The organism is Sphingobacterium sp. UBA6645, assembly GCF_002455685.1.
Taxonomy (GTDB): domain Bacteria; phylum Bacteroidota; class Bacteroidia; order Sphingobacteriales; family Sphingobacteriaceae; genus Sphingobacterium; species Sphingobacterium hotanense.
On the sequence record NZ_DKLH01000060.1, the window covers coordinates 25,228 to 48,513 of the forward strand.

Sequence of the window (23,286 nt, forward strand, 5' to 3'; positions counted from 1 at the left end):
TAATAGTGCAAAAACCAAACCTATTTTTACCGAAAGTGTCATTTTTCAAACGACATCAGGAAATTTTATCCCCGCCCTTTTGTTTCAAGGGAAACGTGGAAGTTTTCTTTACTGTATTATTTTTATCATATTATAGGTGAGAACAATAGATTTTTCTACCTTTAGGCACCTTTTTAAAACTTACGATATAACAGTTGCATAAAAGTAAAGTATCGTAAAAATATGACTTACAAAAACAATAAGATGTTCTGGGCGCTGGCATTATCGCTGTGTATCGCGCAGACATCGGAAGCGAAAGCTATACAATCCGCTGTACCAACTGTTGTATGTGCTACGGACAGTCTTTCTATTTTATCTGCAGAGCAGATAAATGCTACAACAATAGATCTTCTTTTATCCAATCAAAAGCGTATTAGCTTTGATTTCTATGGAGATAATATCTTTCGTGTATTCTTCGATCCGAATGGAGGGATCATTCGAGATCCTCAAGCGAAGCCTGAGGCTAATATACTTGTCGATAATCCTAGAAAGGCCGTCAAAGGCTTAAGATTTGAGGATGCTAATGATAGAATCCTGATCAAAACGGAAAGAATCCGTATTGATATATCTAAAGATAACAGCCTATTCGAGATTACTGATTTGAAATCGGGAAAGACGGTCCTTCAAAGTTTATCTGCTATACAGTTTGGAGATAAGAAGAGTGGTATCAACCTGAAAGAGCAAGACGACGAGTATTTCTTTGGTGGGGGAGTCCAGAATGGGCGCTTCACGCATAAGGGAAAGGCAATTCTGATTGAGAATACCAACTCATGGACCGACGGCGGTGTGGCATCGCCTACACCTTTCTATTGGTCCAATAAGGGATATGGGGTGATGTTCTATACCTTTAAGAAAGGTCGCTACGATTTCGGAGCGAAAGAAAAGGGTACTGTGATGTTATCCCATGACTCGGATTACTTCGACGCCTTTTTTATGGTGAATCCTGATGCAGTATCCCTGCTTAACGACTTCTATCAACTCACAGGGAATCCTGTACTCTTACCTAAGTTTGGTTTCTATCAAGGGCATCTTAATGCCTACAACCGGGACTACTGGAAAGAAGATGAAAATGGAATTCTATTTGAAGACGGAAAGCGCTATAAGGAAAGCCAAAAGGATAAAACCGGTATTCGTGAATCGTTGAATGGAGAGTTGAACAATTACCAGTTTTCAGCGAGAGCAGTTATCGATAGATATAAGAATAACGATATGCCATTAGGTTGGTTATTGCCCAACGATGGTTATGGCGCTGGCTATGGCCAGACCAAAACACTGGATGGCAATATTGCGAATCTAAAAAGCTTGGGCGACTATGCACGCGAAAAGGGAGTAGAGATTGGTCTGTGGACACAATCTGACTTACACCCTAAAGACAGCATCGACGCATTGTTACAGCGTGATATCGTGAAGGAAGTGCGCGATGCAGGAGTGAGAGTGCTCAAGACTGATGTAGCATGGGTTGGGGCAGGCTATTCTTTCGGACTTAATGGCGTATCTGATGTTGGACATATTATGCCGTATTACGGAAAAGATGCACGTCCTTTCATCATCTCATTAGATGGTTGGGCAGGGACGCAGCGTTATGCTGGTATTTGGTCAGGAGACCAAACAGGTGGTGTATGGGAATACATCCGGTTCCATATTCCTACATATATAGGGTCAGGGCTCTCCGGACAGCCTAATATCAGCTCTGATATTGATGGTATCTTCGGAGGCAAAAATAAGATTGTCAATACGCGCGATTTCCAATGGAAGACTTTCTCGCCAATGCAATTGAATATGGATGGCTGGGGTAGTAACGAAAAATATCCACATGCCTTGGGTGAGCCAATCACTTCGATCAACAGACACTATTTAAAGTGGAAGTCGCAGTTGATGCCTTATACTTATAGTATCGCAAAGGAAGCGGTTTCAGGACAACCAATGATACGGGCGATGTTCTTAGACGATCCTAACGCTTATACGTTAAGCACCGCAACGCAGTATCAATACCTATACGGGCCCTCTATATTGGTTGCACCAATCTACCAAGCCACAAAAGCTGACACGCTAGGAAACGATATCCGTAATCATATTTATTTACCTGAAGGACAGTGGGTAGATTATTTTACAGGCGAGGAATACGCAGGAAATCAGGTAATCAACAATTTTAAAGCACCACTTTGGAAACTGCCAGTTTTCATTAAACGAGGAGCCATTATTCCTGTTGTTCCTGCGAATAACAATGTTTCAGAAATAGATCCTGGACTTCGTATTATTGAGTTTTATCCGCATGCGTGGAATACGTTTAAACTCTATGATGATGATGGTACAACGGAGGCTTATCGCAGCGGCAAGTCTGTAGAAACGATTATTACATCTGGAATTGCCAAGAGTGGAGAAGTGCTACTCGAAATCCAGAAAACTACAGGTGATTTTGATGGCTTTCAGAAAAACCAAGCGACAGAGTTTCGGGTAAACTTGACCCAAAAGCCCAAGAAAGTCGTACTGAAAATCAATGGCCGCAAATATAAGTTGCAGGAAGTTGATAGTAGAGAGAAATTAGAATCCATAGACTACGGATATTATTATGAAGCTCGTCCGAATCTTAATCAATTTGCTACTCCAGGTTCTGAGTTCGCAAAGGTTCAGATCATTAAAAACCCGGAATTAATTGTAAAGGTAAAATCTTTAGACATCACTGAAAATGCGCTTGCCTTGGGTATTACAGGCTATCGCTATGAAACCGAGAACAGTTATTTGAAGCAAACCGGTGCCTTATCTGCACCTAGCAATGCGCAGGTAAAGGATGCAAACGCAAAAGCGTATACCTTACGTCCAACATGGGACGCTGTTGCCAATGCTGATTACTACGAGATTGATTTTCAAGACGTACATTATGGATTGATCCAAGATACCACTTTACTGTTTGAAGGATTAAAAGCAGAGCGTGATTATCAGTTCAAGATCCGTGCGGTAAATAAAGACGGCTTTTCGGATTGGACGAGCTTCGCGGCGAAAACTAAGGCTAATCCGCTATTGTATGCAATTCCAGGGATCGTGGGGACTACAACTGTTCCTAATCAAGGAAGTGAGGGGATAGAGAAGTTATTCGACTATGATGAAGGCAATATGTGGCATACGCAATGGGGAAAAGAAGCTGTTCCATTTGATATTGTTATGGATTTAAAATCTTTCAATCAATTGGATAAGTTTCAGTACCTACCTCGTTCCGGACGTGGAAACGGCGTATTGCTGAAAGGTAAAGTAGCATATAGTAGCGATCAATCACATTGGGAGGATGCAGGCGATTTCACGTGGGCTCACAATGATGAGGTGAAGACGTTCGTGTTTGATAAGCAACCTAATGCGCGCTATATCAAAATTTCCGTATCTGAAGCCGTTGGTGATTTCGGATCAGGGCGCGAACTCTATGTTTTCAAAGTTCCGGGAACCGAAAGTTACATCCCGGGAGATATCAACAATGACCGCTTGATCAATCGTAACGATTATACCTCATATATAAACTATACAGGCTTGCGCCAAGGCGATGCGGACTTCGAAGGCTATGTAAGCAATGGCGATGTCAACAAGAATGGACTTATTGACGCTTATGATATTTCGGTAGTAGCTACTCAGTTGGACGGCAAAGTAAAACCGGAGAAAGAAGAGAATCTGAAAGGCACTATTAAATTGTCTACGGCGAAAACTCGTTATGCTGCAGATGATGTAGTAACCATCAAAGTGGAAGGCGTCGATTTAAACGCTGTCAATGCATTGAGTTTCGCGTTGCCATATAGTGCTCAAGATTACGAATATCTAGGAATTGACAACCTAGGTTTGAAGCAAATGGATAACTTAACCAATGACAGGCTTCATACCAACGGACAGAAGGCATTATATCCAACGTTTGTGAATGTGGGCAATAAGGAGACCGCCAAAGGAAGCAATGAACTGTTTGTTATCAAATTGAAAGCAAAACGCAATGTTATTTTTAATCTGAAAGCGATTGATGGCATATTAGTCGATAAAAACTTAAAATCAAAAAGCTTCTAGAATTGGATAAAATAGAATAGAAAAAGGCTGCCTTGATAGGCAGCCTTTCTTATTAATATCGAGAGTAGCATATAAAAACTTTAGGAACCCATGATTCCCTTAGAAGGAGTATCCAAAGCTGACATACGGCCAGTAAGGAATAAAATTCCCACTAGTGATAAGCGGTGCGAAACCTGCTCTGAATAGAAAACCACTATCAACCGGCTGTTTTCTGTAGCCGAATACCAAGTTTCCTGTTATTGTGGTATTGCTATCAGAATCGACGAAAAAGATTTCACCATCCTCTTCCGTACCGGAAATGAATGTAGCGCCGGCGCCCATTTCAAAGTAATGTCCGTTCTTCCCTAACAAGTAGTTTAAGCCTACAGGAAGCGTGAAGAGTTTTTCCCCATCGATAGCATAATAACTCAGACCAATACGAGCACCAAGCCCATCGGGTCTGTTTTGAAAGCGGGTATCGTAGTTGAATGAGTAGGTTAATCCAGTACCTAATATTTCAAAGAATACACCTTGTTTTCTTTTGCTTTCCGTTTGATCTTGTCGGAAAGCCAAATATCCAGACTTATCGTTTTTATTCGATGACATGTTTTGAGCACCATTGTACGTCAAAGTGGACTGAGCTGATAGACTGCTCACGCATAATGCAGCGGTTAAAATGGCTAGTAGATTCTTCTTCATATTTTCGTTATTGGTATAATAGTTTTTTTAAGTAACGTAATCTTTGAGAAAAACGCAACAAGCGGAATGAAAAATCTTTCATCTTTCCTTTTAAAAGCTCTCAAGGATGAAAGTTCTTGATGGCCATTGAAAACAGACACTTTCAGAAAAAACTTTCTTTTTAAAAACTAACAAGAATGAAAGTTTTTGAAGACTTTCGAAAGCAATCACTTCTAAAAAAAAGACAGGCCCTAAAGCCTGCCCTCGACGAAATTAAAATTGAAAACAAATATCTTTTAATCTTTACGATGCGCGTAATAGAAAATAATTGGAATAATGGAAAAGGAGAGGATCAAGCAAATAATAAGCCCGCCAACAATCATAATTGCTAATGGCTTCTGTATTTCAGATCCCATCCCCGTCGACAAGGCCGCCGGTAATAATCCAAAGGACCCCATCGACGCAATCATAACGACCGGTCTTATTCGGCTCCTAACACCTTGAATAATCGCCTCTTTTAATGGGATTCTATGAGCGATATTGTCCCTGATAACACCGATCAGAACAATACCATCAATAGTTGCCACGCCGAATAGAATAATGAATCCTATGCCTGCGGATATACCAAATACAGTTCCTGTTGCCCACAGCGAAAGGAAACCGCCGATGAAGGCAAAGGCCAAGGTTATAGAGCAGATTGCTGTATCCTTGATGTTTCCAAAATTAAAATAAAGCAGCATCAAAATAAGCACTAAGGAAATAGGTACAACGAGTGCTAACTGCTTGCTGGCGCGCTCTTTACTCTCAAATTCGCCTGCCCATTCCATGTGTTTGCCCTTTGGCAATTTAATCTCTTTTGCAACCAGTTGTTTTGCCTCCGCAATGGTGCTCCCTAAATCGCGGCCCTCAATACTGAAACCAACCCCGATATAGCGACTGTTTCCTTCGCGATAAATAAAGGCAGGACCCGTTATATACCCTATGCTAGCAATTTCTTGTAGGGGAATATGCTGTCCATTGCTACTGGGAATCATGATATTGCCTATTTTCTCGGGGCTGTTTCTATATTCTTCTTGGAAACGTAGGACCACATCAAATTGACGATCTCCTTCGTAAAATCTCGTCGCCGCCTGCCCACCAATCGTCATCTCGATCACAGCTTGAACATCAGCCGTACTGATGCCATATTTCGCCATCTTATGGTCATGCAGCTGAATCCTTAGTTCCGGTAGGCCGATATTCTTATAGACGTTGATATCCGTAATACCCTGCACTTTCTCTATCGTACCGGCTAGTTTATTCGCATAACGCTCAAGTTCGTACAGATCATCGCCAAATATTTTAATGACCAGAGCACTCTTTACACCGGCAACATATTCCTCGACATTATCTTGAATTGGCTGACTGAAACCGAAATTAATCCCCGGATAATGCTGTAGTTTAGTTCTGATCTCCTGAATTATATCTTCCTTAGTTACTTTTCTTTTCCATGTTGATGGATCGTTCAGTTGAACCAGAAATTCAATATTGAAAAATCCCGTAGGGTCTGTTCCATCATTAGGTCTACCTGTTTGGGTCAGTATAAAATCAATCTCCTCCGTACCTTTTTGAATAAGCTTCTTCATTTCCACCGTCAATTCCGTCGATTTCTCCAGATTCACACTATTGGGAAGGGTAGCGCGGATGTAGATAGCGCCTTCATTTAGTTTCGGAAGGAACTCCGATCCGTATTGGGAAAACAAGGCTATACAGATCGAGAGTATTCCGATAAAGATGCCAATACTGGCTTTTTTATATTTAAACGAGACTTCATAAAGCCCGAATATTGCTCGTTGAAAGAATTTCGTAATCCAGTTCTCGCGTTCTTCCATCTCCTTTGTGAAGAGAAGCTTGCACATCGCCGGAACATAGGTCAAACTCAGAATGAGTGAACCTAGCAGGGCATAGCCCAAAGTAAAAGCAAGTGGGGTGAACATCTTACCTTCCACCTTTTGAAAGGAGAATATCGGCAATAGCGCAACGATTAGAATCAATAAGGCAAAGAAGATATAAGAAGCAACACTTCCTGTGCTTTTCTTGATGATTCCCATCTTGCTCATTTTTGCAAATCGCTTAGCGCCGACCTTATGCGACATGGTCGCCAAGGCAACAAATACCGTCTCGACAATGACCAATGTGCCTTCTAACAGCAGACCGAAGTCTAAGGAACCCATCGATATCAGATTGGCGGGCAAGCCCTGAATCTTCAACATGATGATGGCAAACAGAAATGCCAAAGGAATTACAGAGGCAACTATTAAAGTAGACTTCCAGTTGTATAAGAAGATAAACACAATCAGAGACACCAATAGTACGCCCTCTATTAGATTTTTCGAAACCGTTTTAACTGTATTGTCGACTAGCGTAGTCCGATCGATGACAGGCTCTATCTGTACATTCTCAGGTAGAATCCGTGTATTGAGTTCTTCAATCTTAATCTTTAAATTTTCAACGACCGACGAGGGATTCTCGCCACGCAACATCACCACAATTCCCTCAATCAAATCGTTGTTATCATTATAGCCTACCTGGCCGAGCTTGGGTTTGTTAGACACCACAACCTCTGCCACATGCTTCACCAGAATAGGCGTGGTACCATTTAGTTCGATAGTTATATTTCCGATATCATCGATGCGGTCTAATAATCCGACACCTCGAACAACATAGGCTTGATCGCCCTGCTGAATCATATCGCCGCCTACATTGATATTAGACTTCGAAACCGCCTCATATACATCCAACGGGGAGAGGTTATAATTCCTCAATTCCGTAGGGTTGATCTTGATTTCATAGATTTTTTCGGCACCCCCAAAACTGATCACGTCGGCGACTCCCGAAACCGAAAGTAGTTCCCGCTCGATAACCCAATCTTGAATAGCTGCGATTTCACGCGTTGGCAAATCCGATTTAATGACGTAGCGGTAAATCTCTCCGGTTGCTCCCGATGGCGGTTCTATACTCGCCTCGGCCCCCTCGGGCAGATTGACAGCCGAAATCTTATTCGATACATATTGCTGAGCAAAGAAATCATCAACCCCATCTTCAAACTGCACGGTCACGACCGATAACCCGAATAGGGAAATCGACCTTATATTAGACTTCTTCGGAATATTATTCATCAGCTTGGAAACTGGCAGGGTGACCATCTTCTCGACTTCCTCCGCACTGCGTCCGGGCCACTGCGTGATAATCCTAGCGCGGGTGTTGGTCACATCGGGGAAGGCTTCAATTGCTGTATGCTTCAAGGCATAAAGCCCAACGAACAATAGGATGAAAGTCGCAAAGAGGATGAACGTACTGTTTCTAAGTGAAAAAGTAACTAAGGCTTGTACAAACTTCTTCATCGCATTAGGGAATTAACTGTTCGAAGAATAGTAGTGCATTTCTAGTGATGATCTGCTGGCCCTCGGCGAACTCTTCCTTCACATAGGTGAATTCCTCATTGCTGGCAATGCTCTTTATTTCTTTCACCTGCAGGTCACAATCTGTATTATACAGAACGACGTATTCTTTGTTATTATGGAATATCTTTGCGCCATTGGGTATCGCGAAAGCATCACCTAGATTTGTACGCTTATTAACGATAATGTCTGCACTTAGGCCCGGAAGGAGCTTAAGATCCTCATTCGATAACACTACCCGTGCTTTTAATACATGTTCATCATCGTCGAACACATTATATATCTTATCGATTCTACCGCGGTAAGTTCGGTCGGGGTAGGCCAGGGTGCGAATTTGTACCTCATCGTTAAGATGGATGTAAGGAAGATTGGTCGCATGTATGTTGATTAATATCCATACCTGTTTCAGGTTTGATATGGCGAATAATGGCGAATCATTATCCTCGGGACTGATTGTTTGACCCGCGCTGATATTCTTCTTGACGATAATACCATTTTTAGGAGCAATTAGTTGAAAGGATCCCTTGCTGGTCGCTTTGAATAACTGTAGTGCTGCATTTATTTTGTCGAGTTCTATTTTCGCTGCCGCAAGTTCATACTCGCTCGTGAGCAGTTCTGGCTTCGCGATTAAACCGTCTTTCAACATTTCCTTTTTGCTGCTGATCTGCTTTTCAAGAAGGCTAATTTGACTTTCCTGATATCGGCGATCTTGAAGAAGTTGCTGGATATCAGATGAGCTCACGGTAGCCAATAGTTGTCCTTTTTTAACTTCGTCGCCCAGTTCGAAGTTCACCTGTTCGACAACCCCCTGAATTAAACTCTTGAAGGAAACGAGGTCGTTCTCATTGTATTCGACTTTGCCGCTAAAGGTCAGTTGTTCTTGAATAGGACGTTGATGAATAATATCAAGACCAATCAAGTTCTTTGATTCCGTCGAGATGCAGTATGTGGTATCCAAGCCGTCAGATTCTGAAACTACCTGATCGTTGCCGTTTTGACAGGCAGATAGCTGTAGAAGCAAAATTGGAATACTTAGCAATAGTGTTTTAATTTTCATAAATAGGAGTTTCAGGGCCAATAAGGAGTTTTAAATCCGCTAATTGATGTTGATAGGTTTCATGGAGCTCGATATATGCAGTTCTGGCATCTTTAAAGGATTCTATGTAATCAATAAATTGAATTAAGGATATCTGTCCTGCCATTAAATTTCTTTGATAGATTTCCAAGATTGCGGACTGATCTTCTTTCAGGTTTTCAGACCAGAGTAGTAGGGTTTTCTCGGTTTCTGATATTTGATTGATCAATTTGCTAAGCTCTGCTCGCAGTTCAAAGTCAACTTGCTTCGCATGAGCTTCCTGCTGATTCAGCTCAAGTCGAGCAGCCTTGATATGCTGTTTATTTCTATCGAATAGTGGAATGTCAAAGGATAGACCGACACCAACGAAGTTTCGCATGATGTTTCCACCCCGGTCGTTGTTTATTATCAGTTGCAAGTTTGGAATCCTATTGGCATGCTCCAGACTCCAATTCGCACGCGCTATTTCTATATTATTTGCTTTTCGGAGAAGCTGGATATTGTTCGCTAGCTTTTGATCGATACCTGAAAGATAATTATGCTCCATGTTGCTTTCCGATGTTGCCTGTAGATTCAGGGAATCGAAGGTCAGCTGCGGCATCTGAGTTAGTACGGCTATTTGATGCACTATTTCTAGTTGCTGATGATGTAGCAACAAGTTCTCGCGCTGTAAACTCAACAGTGCAGCTTGAATTCTTAAATAATCAGCTTTTGAGATATGCTGAGCATCAACATGCTTTTTGAATTTTTCTGTTTGGCGTCGGTATAATGCCTCAATTTGCTTATTTACTTCTTCCTGTTGGTATAAGGCACGGGCAATGTAAAAAGCCTTATGAAGTTCAGATTTTAATTGAAATAATAATTCCAGGTAAGCATATTCCGCGTCTTTCTTTTCAAAGGCTTTAACCTGTATGCGAGATTTACGTTTGCTCGCCGTTTCAATCAATTGCTGCAGCTCGATAGCATATTGTTGCTTTATTCCCTGATCAACGGTTTGATTCGTCCAAAGATTGACCTCACTTAGCTCGAAGCTCGGATTGTTCCAAACCTTGGCCTGCATCCGGTGCGCCTCTGCTTTACTGATATTGAATTTCTCAATAAAGAGGCTCTGATTGTTGAGCACAAAGCTCTTCTCTAAGTCGTCTAGCGTAAGCTCCTGTGAAAAACAGCTAGTCAAGCTATAGAGAATAGAAATAAAGGAAAGAAATGCTTTTTGCCACATACTTTTATTTTTCACAAAAGTATGTTCAGCAAATTAGCTGCGCCTTTAAGCTAGATTAGAATTTGATTAGAAAGTAGGAAACTTCAAGATTACGACCGTGCCATAGGGCTTGTTTTCTTCCAGTGACATTTCAATTTTATGTATATTGAAAATGATATGAGCCATAGACAGACCAATCCCTTTCCCTTGATAATCCTTACTGTTTTGACCTCGGTAGAAGTTTTGCCTAATCTTCTCTATATCTTCTTTTAAAATTCCAATACCCTCGTCTTTAATACTTAGCGCTAACTGATTGTTTATCTCGTATAGTTCAATATGGACCGGACGGTTGTTCGAATACTTGATGGCATTGCCAACAAGATTATTAAGGGCCAACTCAAGTAATTTAGCATCCGCTTTTATTTCCATCAGCTCAGCATTTTGAACGCTTACCTGTACGTTGATCTTTGCCTCATGATAAAGTATGCCATGTTCGGCGACCTCCCAAACTATTTCATCTAGCCGAGTTGGTCTAAACTCGAAACTTTTCTTTGCTCCCGAAAGTATCATCATCTGATCGAGCGCATCGTTCAGATCGAGACTATATTGCTTTAAACTACGGAGCGTATTTTTATATTCTTCGGAAGAGCGATCCTTCGTTTCCGTCACTTCTAACGTTCCTAGTATGGCCGTGATAGGCGTCCTCAGCTCGTGAGAAACATAATCGATGAAGTTTTTTTGAATCTGGAAGTTTTGAGAAAGCCGATCGATGAAGCGATTGTAAGTCCCGATAAGGTCATGTATTTCTGCATAGGATTGCTCTTCTTTTAGCGGCTCGTAAAAGCTATTTCGGTCTCTAGTTTTAATTTGGTCTACGATGCGGTTCACCGGATCGTAAGCAATATTACCCAGATATCTGGAAAATAGGTAGATCAAGATCAATCCGACCAAGGAAACGATGACCAGTATCTTCAATAAGGAGAACATTTGTTCATTGAAAGCAGACTTCGGTTCTCTGGTGATAACGACAAATTCGCCCTGATTATCGAGATAATAAAGCCCGTGATAAAAAAAGTCCTTATTCGAAAAATTCGCCGACTTTGAATTTCTTACTTGCTGTATAAAGGAAGTCGTAATGTTTGAATCGATGAGCATATCACCTTTAAATCGGATGTTTTCACCATCATAAACGGCAATATTTCTTCTTGATATTGTTTTCAGAAGTAGATTCTTCGTTTTCTCATGCTCGGATTCAGTGACCTCATCTTGTTCAAGATAATAGATTGCTGCAAGTACAGATTTGTTGGCCAGGTTTTGTCGTTCCTTGTTCTCCATTTGTTTATAGTAGGAGACATAGATTATTCCAGATGCAATCAGTATGATTACACTGAAAATGACAATGGAATACAATGAAAGTCTGTGTTTCAGTTTCACCCTTTAAGATTTAAATATATACCCAACTCCTTTTACGGTGTATATGAATTTATTGTCTGCGTTTTCAATCTTCGATCGCAAATAGGAGATGTAGACATCCACAACGTTTGTTTGATTATCAAAATTGAGTCCCCAGACGGCGTTTAGAATTTGTGTTCTGCTAACGGCGCGATCTTTATTTTCCACTAAGTAGATCAAGAGCTTGTATTCCCGAGGCGAGAGTTTGACATCCTGATTGTTGAGGGATACCCTAAATTGATCCAAATCGATTTGGAGATCATTGAAAGTACGAATATTGAAACGCTCTTCTACGGCATTGAGTTGGTTTCGACGAGCAAGTGCATTGATTCTGGATAATAATTCATCGAAATGGAAGGGTTTGGTCAGGTAGTCATCAGCACCACTATCCAATGCGGCGACTTTGTCTTGTGTGCTGTTCAGTGCACTCAGCATAATGATCGGGCAATTCACCTTTTTGTAGCGCAGGGTCTGCACCAATTGGATTCCATCCATCTTGGGTAGCATGATGTCACAAATGATGATGTCCCAGGGAAGAGTAGTATAGTTTGCCAATACCTCTTCTGCAGACTTGCATAAGGTCAGTAAATGTCCGTTCTCCTCCAATCCCTTCACCAAGAAATCACTGATCCTTTTATCGTCTTCTATGACTAAAATCTGCATATTTTAATGAATAATTCACAAATTTACTTATTTGTTTAGAATTAAAATAAGCAGGTATCGAATCGTAATAAAAATATTATGATATTAGCTTGGCTTATCTTCCAAATTTAAACGCTTCCGAGAGCTTATGTTTTTTTCCTTTCAGCCACTCAGAAACCATCTCCATACCGGTAACGGAGAATGTAATTCCATTTCCCCCAAAGCCTAATACAAAGTAAGAATTCTTAAAATCCGGATGTGCGCCAATGTAAGGAAGGGCGTCTTTTGTCTCTCCGAAGGTGCCCGCCCAACTAAAGTCTAATTGGAAATCATGATCTGGAAACATTTTTCTGAAACTTTTAACGAGCTTTTGCTCCTTGTCGGCAAGTAATTCATCGCGCTTTTGGGGATTTCTGAAATCCTCATCTTCTCCGCCAACCAAGAAACGATAATCGTCTGACGTGCGCATATAAAGGTAAGGGGAGGAGGTGTTCCACATCAAGACGTCCTTATATTTCTTCCATAGCTCTTTATCTACTTCAGAAATGATGGCGTAAGTGCTCAATAGATTAACAAATTTTTCCTTTATCATGTTCGCACTTTCATATCCTACACAATAGATGATCTTTTTAGCCTTGATGCTGGCCGAAGTGCTCAAGGTACATAAATTGAATCCTCGCTTGTAATCTACCTTCGTCAGTTCGGTCTTATCAAAAATCCTCAATCCTTTTTTCGCATTTATTGCTAATAATTCATGCGCTAGGGTAAACGCATCGACACTGGCTCCCTGTTTCGATAAGATGCCGCCGTGATTCTTCTGTATATCAAATCTTGAGGTTATTTCTTCATCAGTTAACCATTCCACCTTGAAACCTGCCGCCTTCCGGGCTTCGAATTCTTTATAAAGCCATTTGGAATCTTTTTGCGTACTAGCAAAATAAAGGGATTTCTTGCGCTCGAAACCAGCATTCGACTTTATAGATTTTGATATTTCCTCTAAGCGATCAATAGCATCCGAACAGGCTTGATAACTTGCTAAAGCTTTCTCTTCGCCTACAGTCTCCTTCAACTCGTAAAGCGGCGCGTCAATTTCATACTGCAACATGGAAGTGGTGGCCGAGGTACTGCCATTACAAACCTCCCGCTTATCGATCAGTACGGTGTTGTAGCCATCCATAATACATTGATGCGCTATCAGCGAACCGGTGATGCCCGAACCAACAATGAGCACGTCGCATTCCGTATCCTCTTGAAGAGAAGGATAACTGTTTAAAATACCATTCTTAATTAACCAAAAGGGTTCATTCGATTTTAAGTCCATATATCAATTTTGTTAGCTGTGATTTACCTTACACAAGGATTTTATCTTGTCGTAAAACAGCAAATTACTGGTTTTGTTTAGGATATGGCATGAAAAATTATCGGCTTTGAAGCAAGGGTTATCGTTCCAAGACATTTGGACACATAATAAGGCCTAGTTGGAACAAAAGAATAGATCTAAGAGCAGAGATATACAATCTAAAATTTAATCAAACCCCAATCATACCCAATCCCAAACGGTTATGAAAGGGTTTTACATTGGGTTTGAAAGGGCTTTGAATTGGTTTTGTGTCGAATGAGTTGGGACAAGGATGCGATGCTGCCTTTTGCAGAAACCATTTAAAAACAAAGAAGCCGGCTCAAAAGACGGCTTCCTACTTTTATTTCTAGTTTTCTTACGCTAATACAAATTGTAAATCAGCTTGGAATTTCACATCATCACTCACCATCACGCCGCCTGTTTCCAGGGTAGCATTCCAAGTCAATCCGAACTCACTACGATTGATTTTTCCGGTTACTGTGTATCCTGCTTTTTGGTTACCCCAAGGATCTTTTCCGATACCGCCAAATTCAGCTTTAAAAGTTACTGGCTTCGTAACGTCTTTAATCGTTAAATCACCTGAGATTTTATATTCATCATCGTCCTCTTTGGTAATTCCTGTAGATACAAATCTGATTTCCGGGAATGATGAAGCATCGAAAAAGTCACCACTTTTTAAGTGCTGGTCTCTTTGCTCGTTTTTGGTATTGATTGATTCAGTTTTGATATCAACAACTACCTGACCGTTATCTAATTTGTCAGATGCGTTGTCTACAGTTACACCGAAGTCTTGGAAACTTCCTTTTACTGTAGAGATCATCATGTGTTTTACTTTGAATTCGATTTCACTGTGTGCAGTGTCTAATGTCCATTGTGCCATAATATATGCTATTTGTTTTTTCTTAATTTTTGTACAACAAAGGTAGGGGCGTTTTGTGTGTTGTGCATTGATGTATGGTAAGAAATGATTTTTCTATCCGAAGTTCGGATCATCCCTTGATTAGTATTTTCAAGAGAGTGGTTTATTTTTTCACAAAGTATCATTTTTCATGTTATCAATTTGTTAAATTCTTAGTGCAAAACAGTTAAATTAAAATATTTAAAGGTAATTGCTTGATTTCTACTCAACTTATCTGTTTTGAATGGTGTAAATTCTATTCTTTTTCGTATTTTTGAATTAACCAGTTGTTAAACATATTAGATTCCTTTTAATCCAAAAGTTTTCTAGCGATTCCAAGGGAATCAAATTAAAGTTCGATTAATCTCCATAGATTAATATATTAGTTGTTTTGAAGCCTATTGCGGGATGCAATAGGCTCTTTTTATGGTATTCCAATCCTTTTCTCATATATTTTCATCGTTTAGTGCTGATTGAGTTTTGTTGCCATTTATTTAATTTATTATTGTTATTTTGTAATCACTAAGTGATTTTGCGATTTTGGATGATAAAACCCATCCAACTATGTGATTGATTATGAGAATTACCTTAAAAGACATTGCCAAGGCTTTGAATCTGTCTGCATCTACTGTTTCAAAAGCTTTGTCGGATAGTTATGAAATTAGTGCAGAGACCAAGAAGACTGTTAAGGAGTATGCGGCGAAGCATAACTTTCGTCCTAATAAAGTAGCGCAGAATCTCAAAACCGGAAAAACCAATACGGTTGGGGTCGTATTATGTAACATCAGCAATAACTTTGTCGCGCAGTTGCTCGACGGCATACAGACCGCATCAGAGGCCGCTAATTACGATATTATTATTATGCAAAGCCGCAATCAGGAGATGCTGGAAAAGCAAGCGATAGAAGTATTGCGCATGCGTGGTATTGATGGGCTGCTGTTGACTCCGATGGCGTCTGATTCAAGCGAAAGGGAACTAAGGGAGCTGCAGGATGACGGAATACCTGTAGTATTGGTGGATCGCACTTTTCATAGTCTAGAGACGCATAAAGTCGGCGCAAATAATTTTGATGGAGCCTATCAGGCGACCATACACTTAGCAGAGCGTGGAAAAAAACGTATTATGCATATTACCGGCCGTGGTCTTGGGGTGAGCAAAGAACGTTTTAAAGGATTTCTTGCTGGTTTGGAAGATTCTAAACTTAAATTTATTCCCGAATTGAATTTAGAAATCGACTATGCGGGTCAACCCATCGAAGAATTGATCAAGGAGAATTTAGTGCCGATTTTAAAATCGGAGGCGCGGCCAGATGCGATATTCTGTGCTACTGACGAAATCACATCGCGTACATTAGGCGTATTGGCCGATTTAGAAATTGCCGTTCCAACGGATATTGCGGTCATTGGTTTTTCGAATACCCCGAATGCGAATGCACTTAATCCGGCGCTTTCGGCCGTAGTCCAACCGGCAAGGAAGATGGGGGAGCTTGGTTTTCAGAAACTAACCGAGATGATCAACTCCAAAAACAAGGAAGTTACCTTCGAAACAATTGCACTCGATACGGAGTTGGTTATACGGAAATCGTCTTTATAAGATTAACACAGTCTTACTACTGCCGCTTCAACGATTGTTTTAATTTCCATATTTTATCGCTAAAAAGAAGGATCAATACGACATAAACTAACATACTGACTAATTGTATGTTGCTCTTAAGCTGTACGTCGAGTTTGGACTTTTCGACAAAATCTGCTATCAAATAGTTCGATGCCATTCCGAAAAGTGAACCAATGGCGAAAAATATCAAAGCATATTTTCTCGAACTATCCATACGAGCTCTCTGTTCTTCTGCTTCGGCAATCTTATTCATGACGCTATCTTCAAAATCCTGAAAAGGGAGCTTGACAGTTGAAGATTTCATCCATTCTTTTATTTGTTCTTCCTTAGCTTCCATAATTTAAATTTAAAGTGAGACCTTTCATGACGGTGCTTAGGCTCTTGCGAGCACGATGTAAAATCACCTTACTATTGCTTTCTGTCCAGCCTGTGATTTCTACAATTTCCTTCACGCTTAATTCTTCCAAATAAAATAGTCTTAATAGTAGACTCTCGTTTGCAGGGATTTTCAGTAATGCTTCGTTAATAATTTGGCTCTGTTCTTTTTGGAGTAATTGCTGCTCGATATTTTCAAATGCTGATTGATCATGCTTCTCAATGACAAACTCAATATCGCTGATCTTGTTCTTCTGCCTATATTTATAAGCCGTTCGCACGACGATTTTATAGAACCAAGTGCTGAATTTTGCCTGTTTTTTGAAGCTGGCGAGCGATAAATATGCCTCAACGAAAGAGTCTTGTACGACTTCTTCTGCAAAGAGCTCATTCTTTACCATGGAAATAGCAACGGAAAATGCCATGTCCTTATAGGTACTTATGAAATACCTAAAAGCATGGCGATCTCCGGACAATATTTTATCGAGGTAAATATTATCCATCAATTTCTTTCTCGTTCGAGCTGACGCGATCCGCAATGAATAGAGAAGTACCAACGCAGAAGGTTATGGTCCCGATAATAAAAAATCCTCTGCTGTCGTTCGCTTGAATGACATTTAGATTCTGTAATATTCCAACGAGAAGTAAGCCTATAGAGAATCCCAAAACAACGATACCTGTTCTTTTCCATGAAAATCTCGACTTCGAGGATCTCGGAATAGGGCCACCTAGCGTTTTGATGGCATCATAACGGAATTTAGTTACAAAATAAATACTTAATGTCACACAGGCACATAATGCAGCTGGAACCAAAATTCCTACTAATTCTTTCATAGCTTATTTGTTTTTCTTCATTAGTGTATACCAATAAAGAAAAGGTTACAAGAATTTGAAAAATTAATTCAGGGATGCTAATATATGGGATTTGTTGCTGTGCTATTGGGAAGTCGAGCCTCGAAGTATCTTCTCCATTTTTTTGCCTTTGGCTAGTTCGTCGATAATCTTATCAAGATATCTTGCCTTCTGGGTCAGCGGGTTTTCAATTTCTTCCACTCGGTCCCCACAGATGACACCAGTAATCAGATGCGCATTCGGATTCAGCTTCGCCTGATCGAAGAATTCTTCAAAGGTTACCTTTTGATCTATAAGTTCTTGAATTTTCTTCTTATCGAAGCCGGTGAGCCAAGTGATAACCTGATCGAGCTCTTCTATCGTTCTTCCTTTCGCTTCTACCTTCTGCACATACATGGGGTAGACCGATCCGAAAACCATCTTGGCAATACGTTCATTATGTTTATCTGTCGTTTTCATAGTTTAAGCTGCTTATCTTGCAAGTTTACAAATTGTTTGATAATACAGCAATACGGACATAAAACTATACTGTGAAAGAAAGCTCCTTAGGATATAATGACTTTAGCTTAAATGATAGCTTTGGTTCTTAAACTCCATGGACGCATAAACGGCATACTTATCTTTATCCAACGGATAATCCCAGCAGCCCATTCTATGGTATATCTGTCCACCAAATCCGGACTTGAAGCGATATAATCCATACATAGGGTGTGCGGGGTCTGCTTGAGGTGAGATCCCAAAGAAATCATATTCTGTACAGCCTTTTTCCTTCGCAATCTGCATGGCTTTCCATTGCAGGGCGTAAGTTGCCATGTAATTGCGGTTTTCGGTCGCCGAGGCACCATACAAGTAAGTCCCTCTAGTTCCGGTCATCACGAGAAACATCGCTGCTAAGGGTTGCTCATCAACTTCAGCAATCAATAGGTATACATCTGCAGGCGATTGCGTATCATTGGCCCTTGCCGTTAGCACAATACGGAAATAATTGATGTCGTGCAATACGAAGTTATTGCGTTGCGCCGTCTGTCTATAGAGCTCATACCATATATCCAAACTATCTAAACCGAGCGATTTGATCTTTACGCCCTTTCGTGCAGCAAGATTAATATTATAGCGCGTTTTCGGTTTCATGTTCCCTAAAAGCGTTTCTGAATCTTTTTTCAGATCCATAAATATCGTATTGGAAGGTAAGATATCCGTATTGGCCTTTCGTAGATTCCAATGCTCCGTACTATAGTTTAATCGGATTTCTTGCAATCGCTTATCTGGCGCTCCTAACCAGTTGCCATGAAGGTCATAGCAGTCATCATCCTTTGCCCATAAGGATTGCCATGAAAGATCATACCGGATCATGATACAGGTAGCAGGTAGGAAGGTTCGTAAAGCTTCCGACAATTGCTCTAAGAAGTATCCCTGCATATCTTCAGCAGGTTCAATTTCCGGGCCGTAAGGTACGTAGGCAATGCAATGTTCAGCGTCGAGTTTCTGTAAAATAATCAATAAGTCGCCGATAAAGAAGGTATCAGATTGATATTGTGAAATGCCCAAGTCTTCGGGGTCAAGTTTAAAGTTGAATGCTAATGTTTCTACACCCTGCAATAATTTGACTTTCGACCAATATGCGGTTTGTTGAATAATAGACGTCCTGTAAATATCTTTGATTTCCTTTTCCTGTAAATCTGCAACCATGATTATGTTCTTCTAAAGTCTTGACCATCGGAAACTGCCGAATAGGCCAAAAATGGCAAACATAGCCATTATAAAGGAGAATAACATCCCCGTTTGTCAGGACTTTGTTAAAACTGGTTAACTTGTTACCGTAGGATTCCTTTGATGTACCTAAAAGTCGTCTTCGATAATTTCAGCGACGCGTCCGACGGATCCATCGGTCAAGCGCACTTTGATTCCACGGCTATGGTAAGGGGCAGATGTAAGAATGTCTTTTACTTCGCCTTCGGTCAAATTACCTGTGCGTTGATCCTTCTTTAGGATGATATTCACGATCATTCCCGGTTTGATATTCGCTCTCGTATTTCCTTCGCTCATGTTATTTGTTTTTTACAAAAATAAGCGAAGCTTTAGAAATTAGATCTATTTATGGAATTCTTTCCTAAATTTAATCTTATCTATGATATGTTCATAAAGCTACAAACAGAAAGATTAGACATCCGTCCGTTGGACGCATTTGATGCAGCATTCATTCTTAAGTTGTTGAATACCCCGGGCTGGCTTCAGTTTATCGGGGACAAAGAGGTACATGACTTAGTGGATGCCCTAGGTTATATCAGATGGATTTCTGAAAAGGATGGGTTTTTCTATCATGTTGTGAGGACGCAGGAAGATTATGAGCCAATTGGTGTTGTTACTTTGCTATATAGGGATAACCAAGAACATCCAGACATAGGATTTGCATTTTTACCGGAGTTCTTTGGAAAAGGCTATGCCTTCGAAGCGGTGAGCGCCTATATGAATGCGTTGTGCGCTAAACTTCCGGATTTAATTCTGCAAGCGATTGTTATGCCTGCAAATCATCGCTCAGTTAGACTGATCGAAAAGCTTGGTTTTATATTCTATGAGCGCTTTCTAGAAGCTGCAGATGAATTAGATATCTATCGCCTGAAGGGGCAGCACAGATAAGTAGCGATAAATGTGTACCTTGAACACAGTTTTATGAAATTAATTTGTTTAGAAAGATTCTAAACAGCTATATTTGCCATTGAAATATAGGGACGTTCTTCACATCTATCGGCCCGAAAAACATTTATTGATTTATACTCGCATTTTTGCAGATGAAATTTAATACCATTACGCTCGGAATTATCGGGACTTGCTTTAGTATTTTTTCTTCCCATCACCTAGCCGCTCAAGAGAAAAAAGCAAATCTTACAGGTACAGCCTTCGAAACTGTTAATGGGCAATTACGCCCTTTAAGACAGGCCACGCTTAGTATTCAAAATATGGGTATCAGTCTTTCGACGGACGGTTCTGGCCGATTCGAATTTAAGGATATTCCTTATGGGAGATTGAGCTTGCAAGGTCAGTATGTTGGGAAAGTACCACTAGACACTGTCTTTACGCTATCTGGTAATCAAGATATTCAGTTGGTTTTCAAGGACAATTCCTTTAGGTTGGAAGAGGTCGGGGTAACGGCAGAGGCTTCGAATAAAAATTTAGCGACAAGCTCTGTTATCGGGCGGTCAGCAATCGAACATTTACAAGCGAACAGCTTAGCCGATGTGATGAGCTTAATGCCTGGGGCAAGAGCTTCCAATCCGGATTTAACCAATGCTAAGGAAATTCAGATCCGTAATTTCGAAAGTAACAATCGGAATCCAAATTCACAGGCCGCCAATGAATTTAATGCGTTCGGAACTTCGATTATCGTGAATGGAGCGCCTACATCAAATAACGCGAATTTGCAGGTTATGAATACCGTTGGATCTGGAGGATCAGCGTCCATGTCGGGCGGAGCAGCCCCTTCAGGAGGGATTGACGTACGAAATATTCCGATTCAGAACATCGAATCTATTGAGGTAATCCGCGGAATTCCTTCCGTTGAGTACGGAGATGTGGCATCAGGAGCAGTCATTGTTAATCAAAAAGCTGGAAAGCAACCACTTGTTATCGAAGCAAGAACAAATCCTAATCTGTATTCCATAACCATGAACCAAGGGATACAGTTAGCAGAGTCTAAAGGTGCTGTGAATTTTGGTGCGGATTACAGCTATAATGTGACCAAGCCGGAGGAAGCCTATGTGTCCTATCAACGAGCAACTTTTAATACGTTGTACAGTAATCAATTCTTCAATAATAAGCTCTCGACGAACAGCTCATTCGCATTTAATTATGGAAAGAATAAGCGAGACCTTAACCCGGACGACATCCGTACGTTGACAGAATCATACGGCAAGGAAGTCGGTTTCACATTGAATACCAACGGGACGCTAAACTTTAATGAGAAATGGCTGAAGAATATCCGCTACACGCTAAACGGAAGTTATCAAAATAAAGATTCTTATTTATCTGAGCAGAAAAACAATGCCACCGCTCCATATTCCATGACTTATACGGACGGTGCAGTTTTATCGAACCGACCGGGTGTGCCGGTTTATGATGCGAATGGCAACGAGATTACCAATATTCCGGCTAGCGAGGAAAACTTATATGCAGTGTACCTACCTTCGACCTATGTTGGTCAGTACACCATTGATGGGCGTGAGTTTTCAGGATTTGCAAAAGCGATTGCTTCATTTTACAATAAAGTAGGGAACACTGAACATAAATGGTTTTTAGGAGCTGATTTTAAATACGATAAGAACTTTGGTGATGGCAAGCAATTTGTTGATTCATTGCCACCGGTACGGCCAGCTCAAGTGCCCAATGCCACTTTCCGCAGACGTACATTTCGCGAGATTCCGGCGCTACAGCAGTTCGGATTATTTGCGCAAGAGAATTTTACTGCCCATATGGGTGACCATAAGTTAAACATTGAAGCGGGCTTACGCTATGATTTGTTTAGCGAAGGCAAGTCAGCCTTGTCGCCACGTATCAATGCGACTATCGATGTTATACCGCGGGTACTGAGCCTTCGCGGGGGCTATGGTTTGTTAGCGAAGGGGCCAAGCTTAATGTATTTGTATCCAGAGCGCGCCTATTTTGAATATATCAACCTGAATGAATTAGCAAGTACGAGCATTCCTGAAGAAGAACGTTTATTCTTGACGACTACGCGTGTATTCAACACCGAGAATGCAGATCTTAAGATTGCGAAGAATAAGAAGGCAGAAGTCGGATTCGACCTGACTATTGGGAAATCCTTATTACGCGTTACGGGCTTCAGCGAGGAGCTGATCGACGGCTATAGTTTTAGCTATACGCCCAATTCATTTCAACCGGTAGACTACGTAGAATATAAACGTGCAAGCGCCAATTCTCCATCTTTGGTCGGTACTTCAAATCCGGTATTAGCAAAATATACGATGCCAAACAATACGGGTCGTTTTCAAAAGAAAGGGGTTGAGATGGAGTTACAACTGAAACGAATTGACGCAATCCGTACGCAATTTAGTGTCAACGGTATCTATTTATGGCGGAAATCATTTTCTTCAAACTACAATTATTATGATGATGAGAGCGGTCTTGGTGCCGCAAATAGAACGCATATTGGATTATATGCGCCAGATATGGAAGTCGGATACGACAGGGCATTGAATACTTCGATTCGTGCTACTCACAACATCCCTTCGATCGGATTAGTGGTTACTCTGACGGCCGAAGGAATTTGGCAAGAGTCGGATTGGACCGTTTATGGAAATGATTCCATTCCGACAAGTTACATCAGCAAGTATGATGGACAGGTTTATGACTTTGATGTAACTAAAAAAGATGACCCAGAATTCAAATCAATTATGCGTAAAGTGGCTAGACCATACGCAGTGATGGAAAGTCTTCCGACATTCTTTAATTTCAATATCAATATTACCAAAGAGATCAGAGACTTTATGCGTGTATCCTTCTTTGCGAACAATATGTTCAGGTCTTATCCTAACCACCGCTCGGATCGTAACAAGACACAGTACATCAGCAGAAATGCAAGCAATCCTTTCTTCTTTGGGTTGAATCTAGGTCTTACCATTAAATAATGCT

General features: G+C 40.7%; 18 protein-coding genes. 4 read left to right on the forward strand and 14 right to left on the reverse strand.

Translation table 11 applies throughout. From position 1 onward, the window contains the following. Window positions 1-222: 222 nt before the first annotated feature. Window positions 223-4,074, forward strand: a complete 3,852-nt coding sequence (locus B2400_RS11825; RefSeq protein WP_293933583.1) for a TIM-barrel domain-containing protein — start codon at window positions 223-225, stop codon at window positions 4,072-4,074. A gap of 99 nt (window positions 4,075-4,173) precedes the next feature. On the opposite strand, the gene B2400_RS11830 is transcribed toward B2400_RS11825, so the two are convergent. The 8 genes from B2400_RS11830 to B2400_RS11865 all read right to left on the reverse strand — a co-directional run bounded on the left by B2400_RS11830 (window position 4,174) and on the right by B2400_RS11865 (window position 14,781). Next, entirely contained in the window at window positions 4,174-4,752 is a 579-nt protein-coding gene (locus B2400_RS11830) for a hypothetical protein (RefSeq protein ID WP_149526171.1), read from the reverse strand. A gap of 275 nt (window positions 4,753-5,027) precedes the next feature. Next, the gene (locus B2400_RS11835) at window positions 5,028-8,114 is read right to left on the reverse strand and encodes an efflux RND transporter permease subunit (RefSeq protein WP_293933585.1); all 3,087 of its coding nucleotides are present in this window, start codon (window positions 8,112-8,114) and stop codon (window positions 5,028-5,030) included. A 4-nt stretch (window positions 8,115-8,118) separates the two neighbouring features. After that, window positions 8,119-9,228: an efflux RND transporter periplasmic adaptor subunit gene (locus B2400_RS11840; RefSeq protein WP_149526169.1), complete on the reverse strand. Its 1,110-nt coding sequence runs from the start codon at window positions 9,226-9,228 to the stop codon at window positions 8,119-8,121. Further along, window positions 9,218-10,468, reverse strand: coding sequence for a TolC family protein (locus B2400_RS11845; protein WP_293933590.1), 1,251 nt, complete (start codon window positions 10,466-10,468; stop codon window positions 9,218-9,220). The genes B2400_RS11840 and B2400_RS11845 overlap by 11 nt, the downstream gene beginning before the upstream one ends. A 66-nt stretch (window positions 10,469-10,534) precedes the next feature. Then, on the reverse strand, window positions 10,535-11,782 hold the full coding sequence (locus B2400_RS11850; protein WP_293933593.1) for a sensor histidine kinase: 1,248 nt from the start codon (window positions 11,780-11,782) through the stop codon (window positions 10,535-10,537). 102 nt (window positions 11,783-11,884) lie between these two features. Next, entirely contained in the window at window positions 11,885-12,562 is a 678-nt protein-coding gene (locus tag B2400_RS11855; protein ID WP_149526166.1) for a response regulator transcription factor, read from the reverse strand. Window positions 12,563-12,656: 94 nt separating this feature from the next. Then, entirely contained in the window at window positions 12,657-13,862 is a 1,206-nt protein-coding gene (locus tag B2400_RS11860) for an NAD(P)/FAD-dependent oxidoreductase (protein WP_149526165.1), read from the reverse strand. A 394-nt stretch (window positions 13,863-14,256) separates the two neighbouring features. Next, a complete protein-coding gene (locus B2400_RS11865) occupies window positions 14,257-14,781 on the reverse strand; it encodes a YceI family protein (protein WP_293933596.1) in 525 nt (174 codons plus the stop codon). Window positions 14,782-15,375: 594 nt separating this feature from the next. Here B2400_RS11865 and B2400_RS11870 point away from each other — a divergent pair. Further along, window positions 15,376-16,392 (forward strand): LacI family DNA-binding transcriptional regulator, encoded by a 1,017-nt coding sequence (locus B2400_RS11870; protein WP_286652072.1) that lies wholly within the window; start codon window positions 15,376-15,378, stop codon window positions 16,390-16,392. 16 nt (window positions 16,393-16,408) lie between these two features. Here B2400_RS11870 and B2400_RS11875 read toward each other — a convergent pair whose 3' ends face one another. The 6 genes from B2400_RS11875 to B2400_RS11900 all read right to left on the reverse strand — a co-directional run bounded on the left by B2400_RS11875 (window position 16,409) and on the right by B2400_RS11900 (window position 19,686). Next, entirely contained in the window at window positions 16,409-16,750 is a 342-nt protein-coding gene (locus B2400_RS11875) for a hypothetical protein (RefSeq protein WP_149526162.1), read from the reverse strand. After that, entirely contained in the window at window positions 16,740-17,291 is a 552-nt protein-coding gene (locus B2400_RS11880; protein WP_286652071.1) for an RNA polymerase sigma factor, read from the reverse strand. The genes B2400_RS11875 and B2400_RS11880 overlap by 11 nt, the downstream gene beginning before the upstream one ends. Beyond that, window positions 17,284-17,622 (reverse strand): hypothetical protein, encoded by a 339-nt coding sequence (locus B2400_RS11885; protein ID WP_293933599.1) that lies wholly within the window; start codon window positions 17,620-17,622, stop codon window positions 17,284-17,286. Before B2400_RS11885 ends, B2400_RS11880 begins: the two co-directional genes overlap by 8 nt. A 102-nt stretch (window positions 17,623-17,724) precedes the next feature. Continuing rightward, on the reverse strand, window positions 17,725-18,099 hold the full coding sequence (locus B2400_RS11890) for a DUF2200 domain-containing protein (RefSeq protein ID WP_149526159.1): 375 nt from the start codon (window positions 18,097-18,099) through the stop codon (window positions 17,725-17,727). Window positions 18,100-18,201: 102 nt separating this feature from the next. Continuing rightward, entirely contained in the window at window positions 18,202-19,329 is a 1,128-nt protein-coding gene (locus B2400_RS11895; protein WP_293933601.1) for a lipid II:glycine glycyltransferase FemX, read from the reverse strand. A gap of 150 nt (window positions 19,330-19,479) precedes the next feature. Beyond that, a complete protein-coding gene (locus tag B2400_RS11900; protein WP_149526157.1) occupies window positions 19,480-19,686 on the reverse strand; it encodes a YwbE family protein in 207 nt (68 codons plus the stop codon). 87 nt (window positions 19,687-19,773) lie between these two features. On the opposite strand from B2400_RS11900, the gene B2400_RS11905 reads away from it, so the two are divergent. Together B2400_RS11905 and B2400_RS11910 are read left to right on the forward strand one after the other, a co-directional pair. Next, window positions 19,774-20,277, forward strand: coding sequence for a GNAT family N-acetyltransferase (locus B2400_RS11905; RefSeq protein WP_286652069.1), 504 nt, complete (start codon window positions 19,774-19,776; stop codon window positions 20,275-20,277). A gap of 152 nt (window positions 20,278-20,429) precedes the next feature. Further along, window positions 20,430-23,282 carry a TonB-dependent receptor gene (locus B2400_RS11910; protein ID WP_293933603.1) on the forward strand — a complete coding sequence of 951 codons (2,853 nt, stop codon included), beginning with the start codon at window positions 20,430-20,432 and terminating at the stop codon, window positions 23,280-23,282. Window positions 23,283-23,286 lie beyond the last annotated feature (4 nt).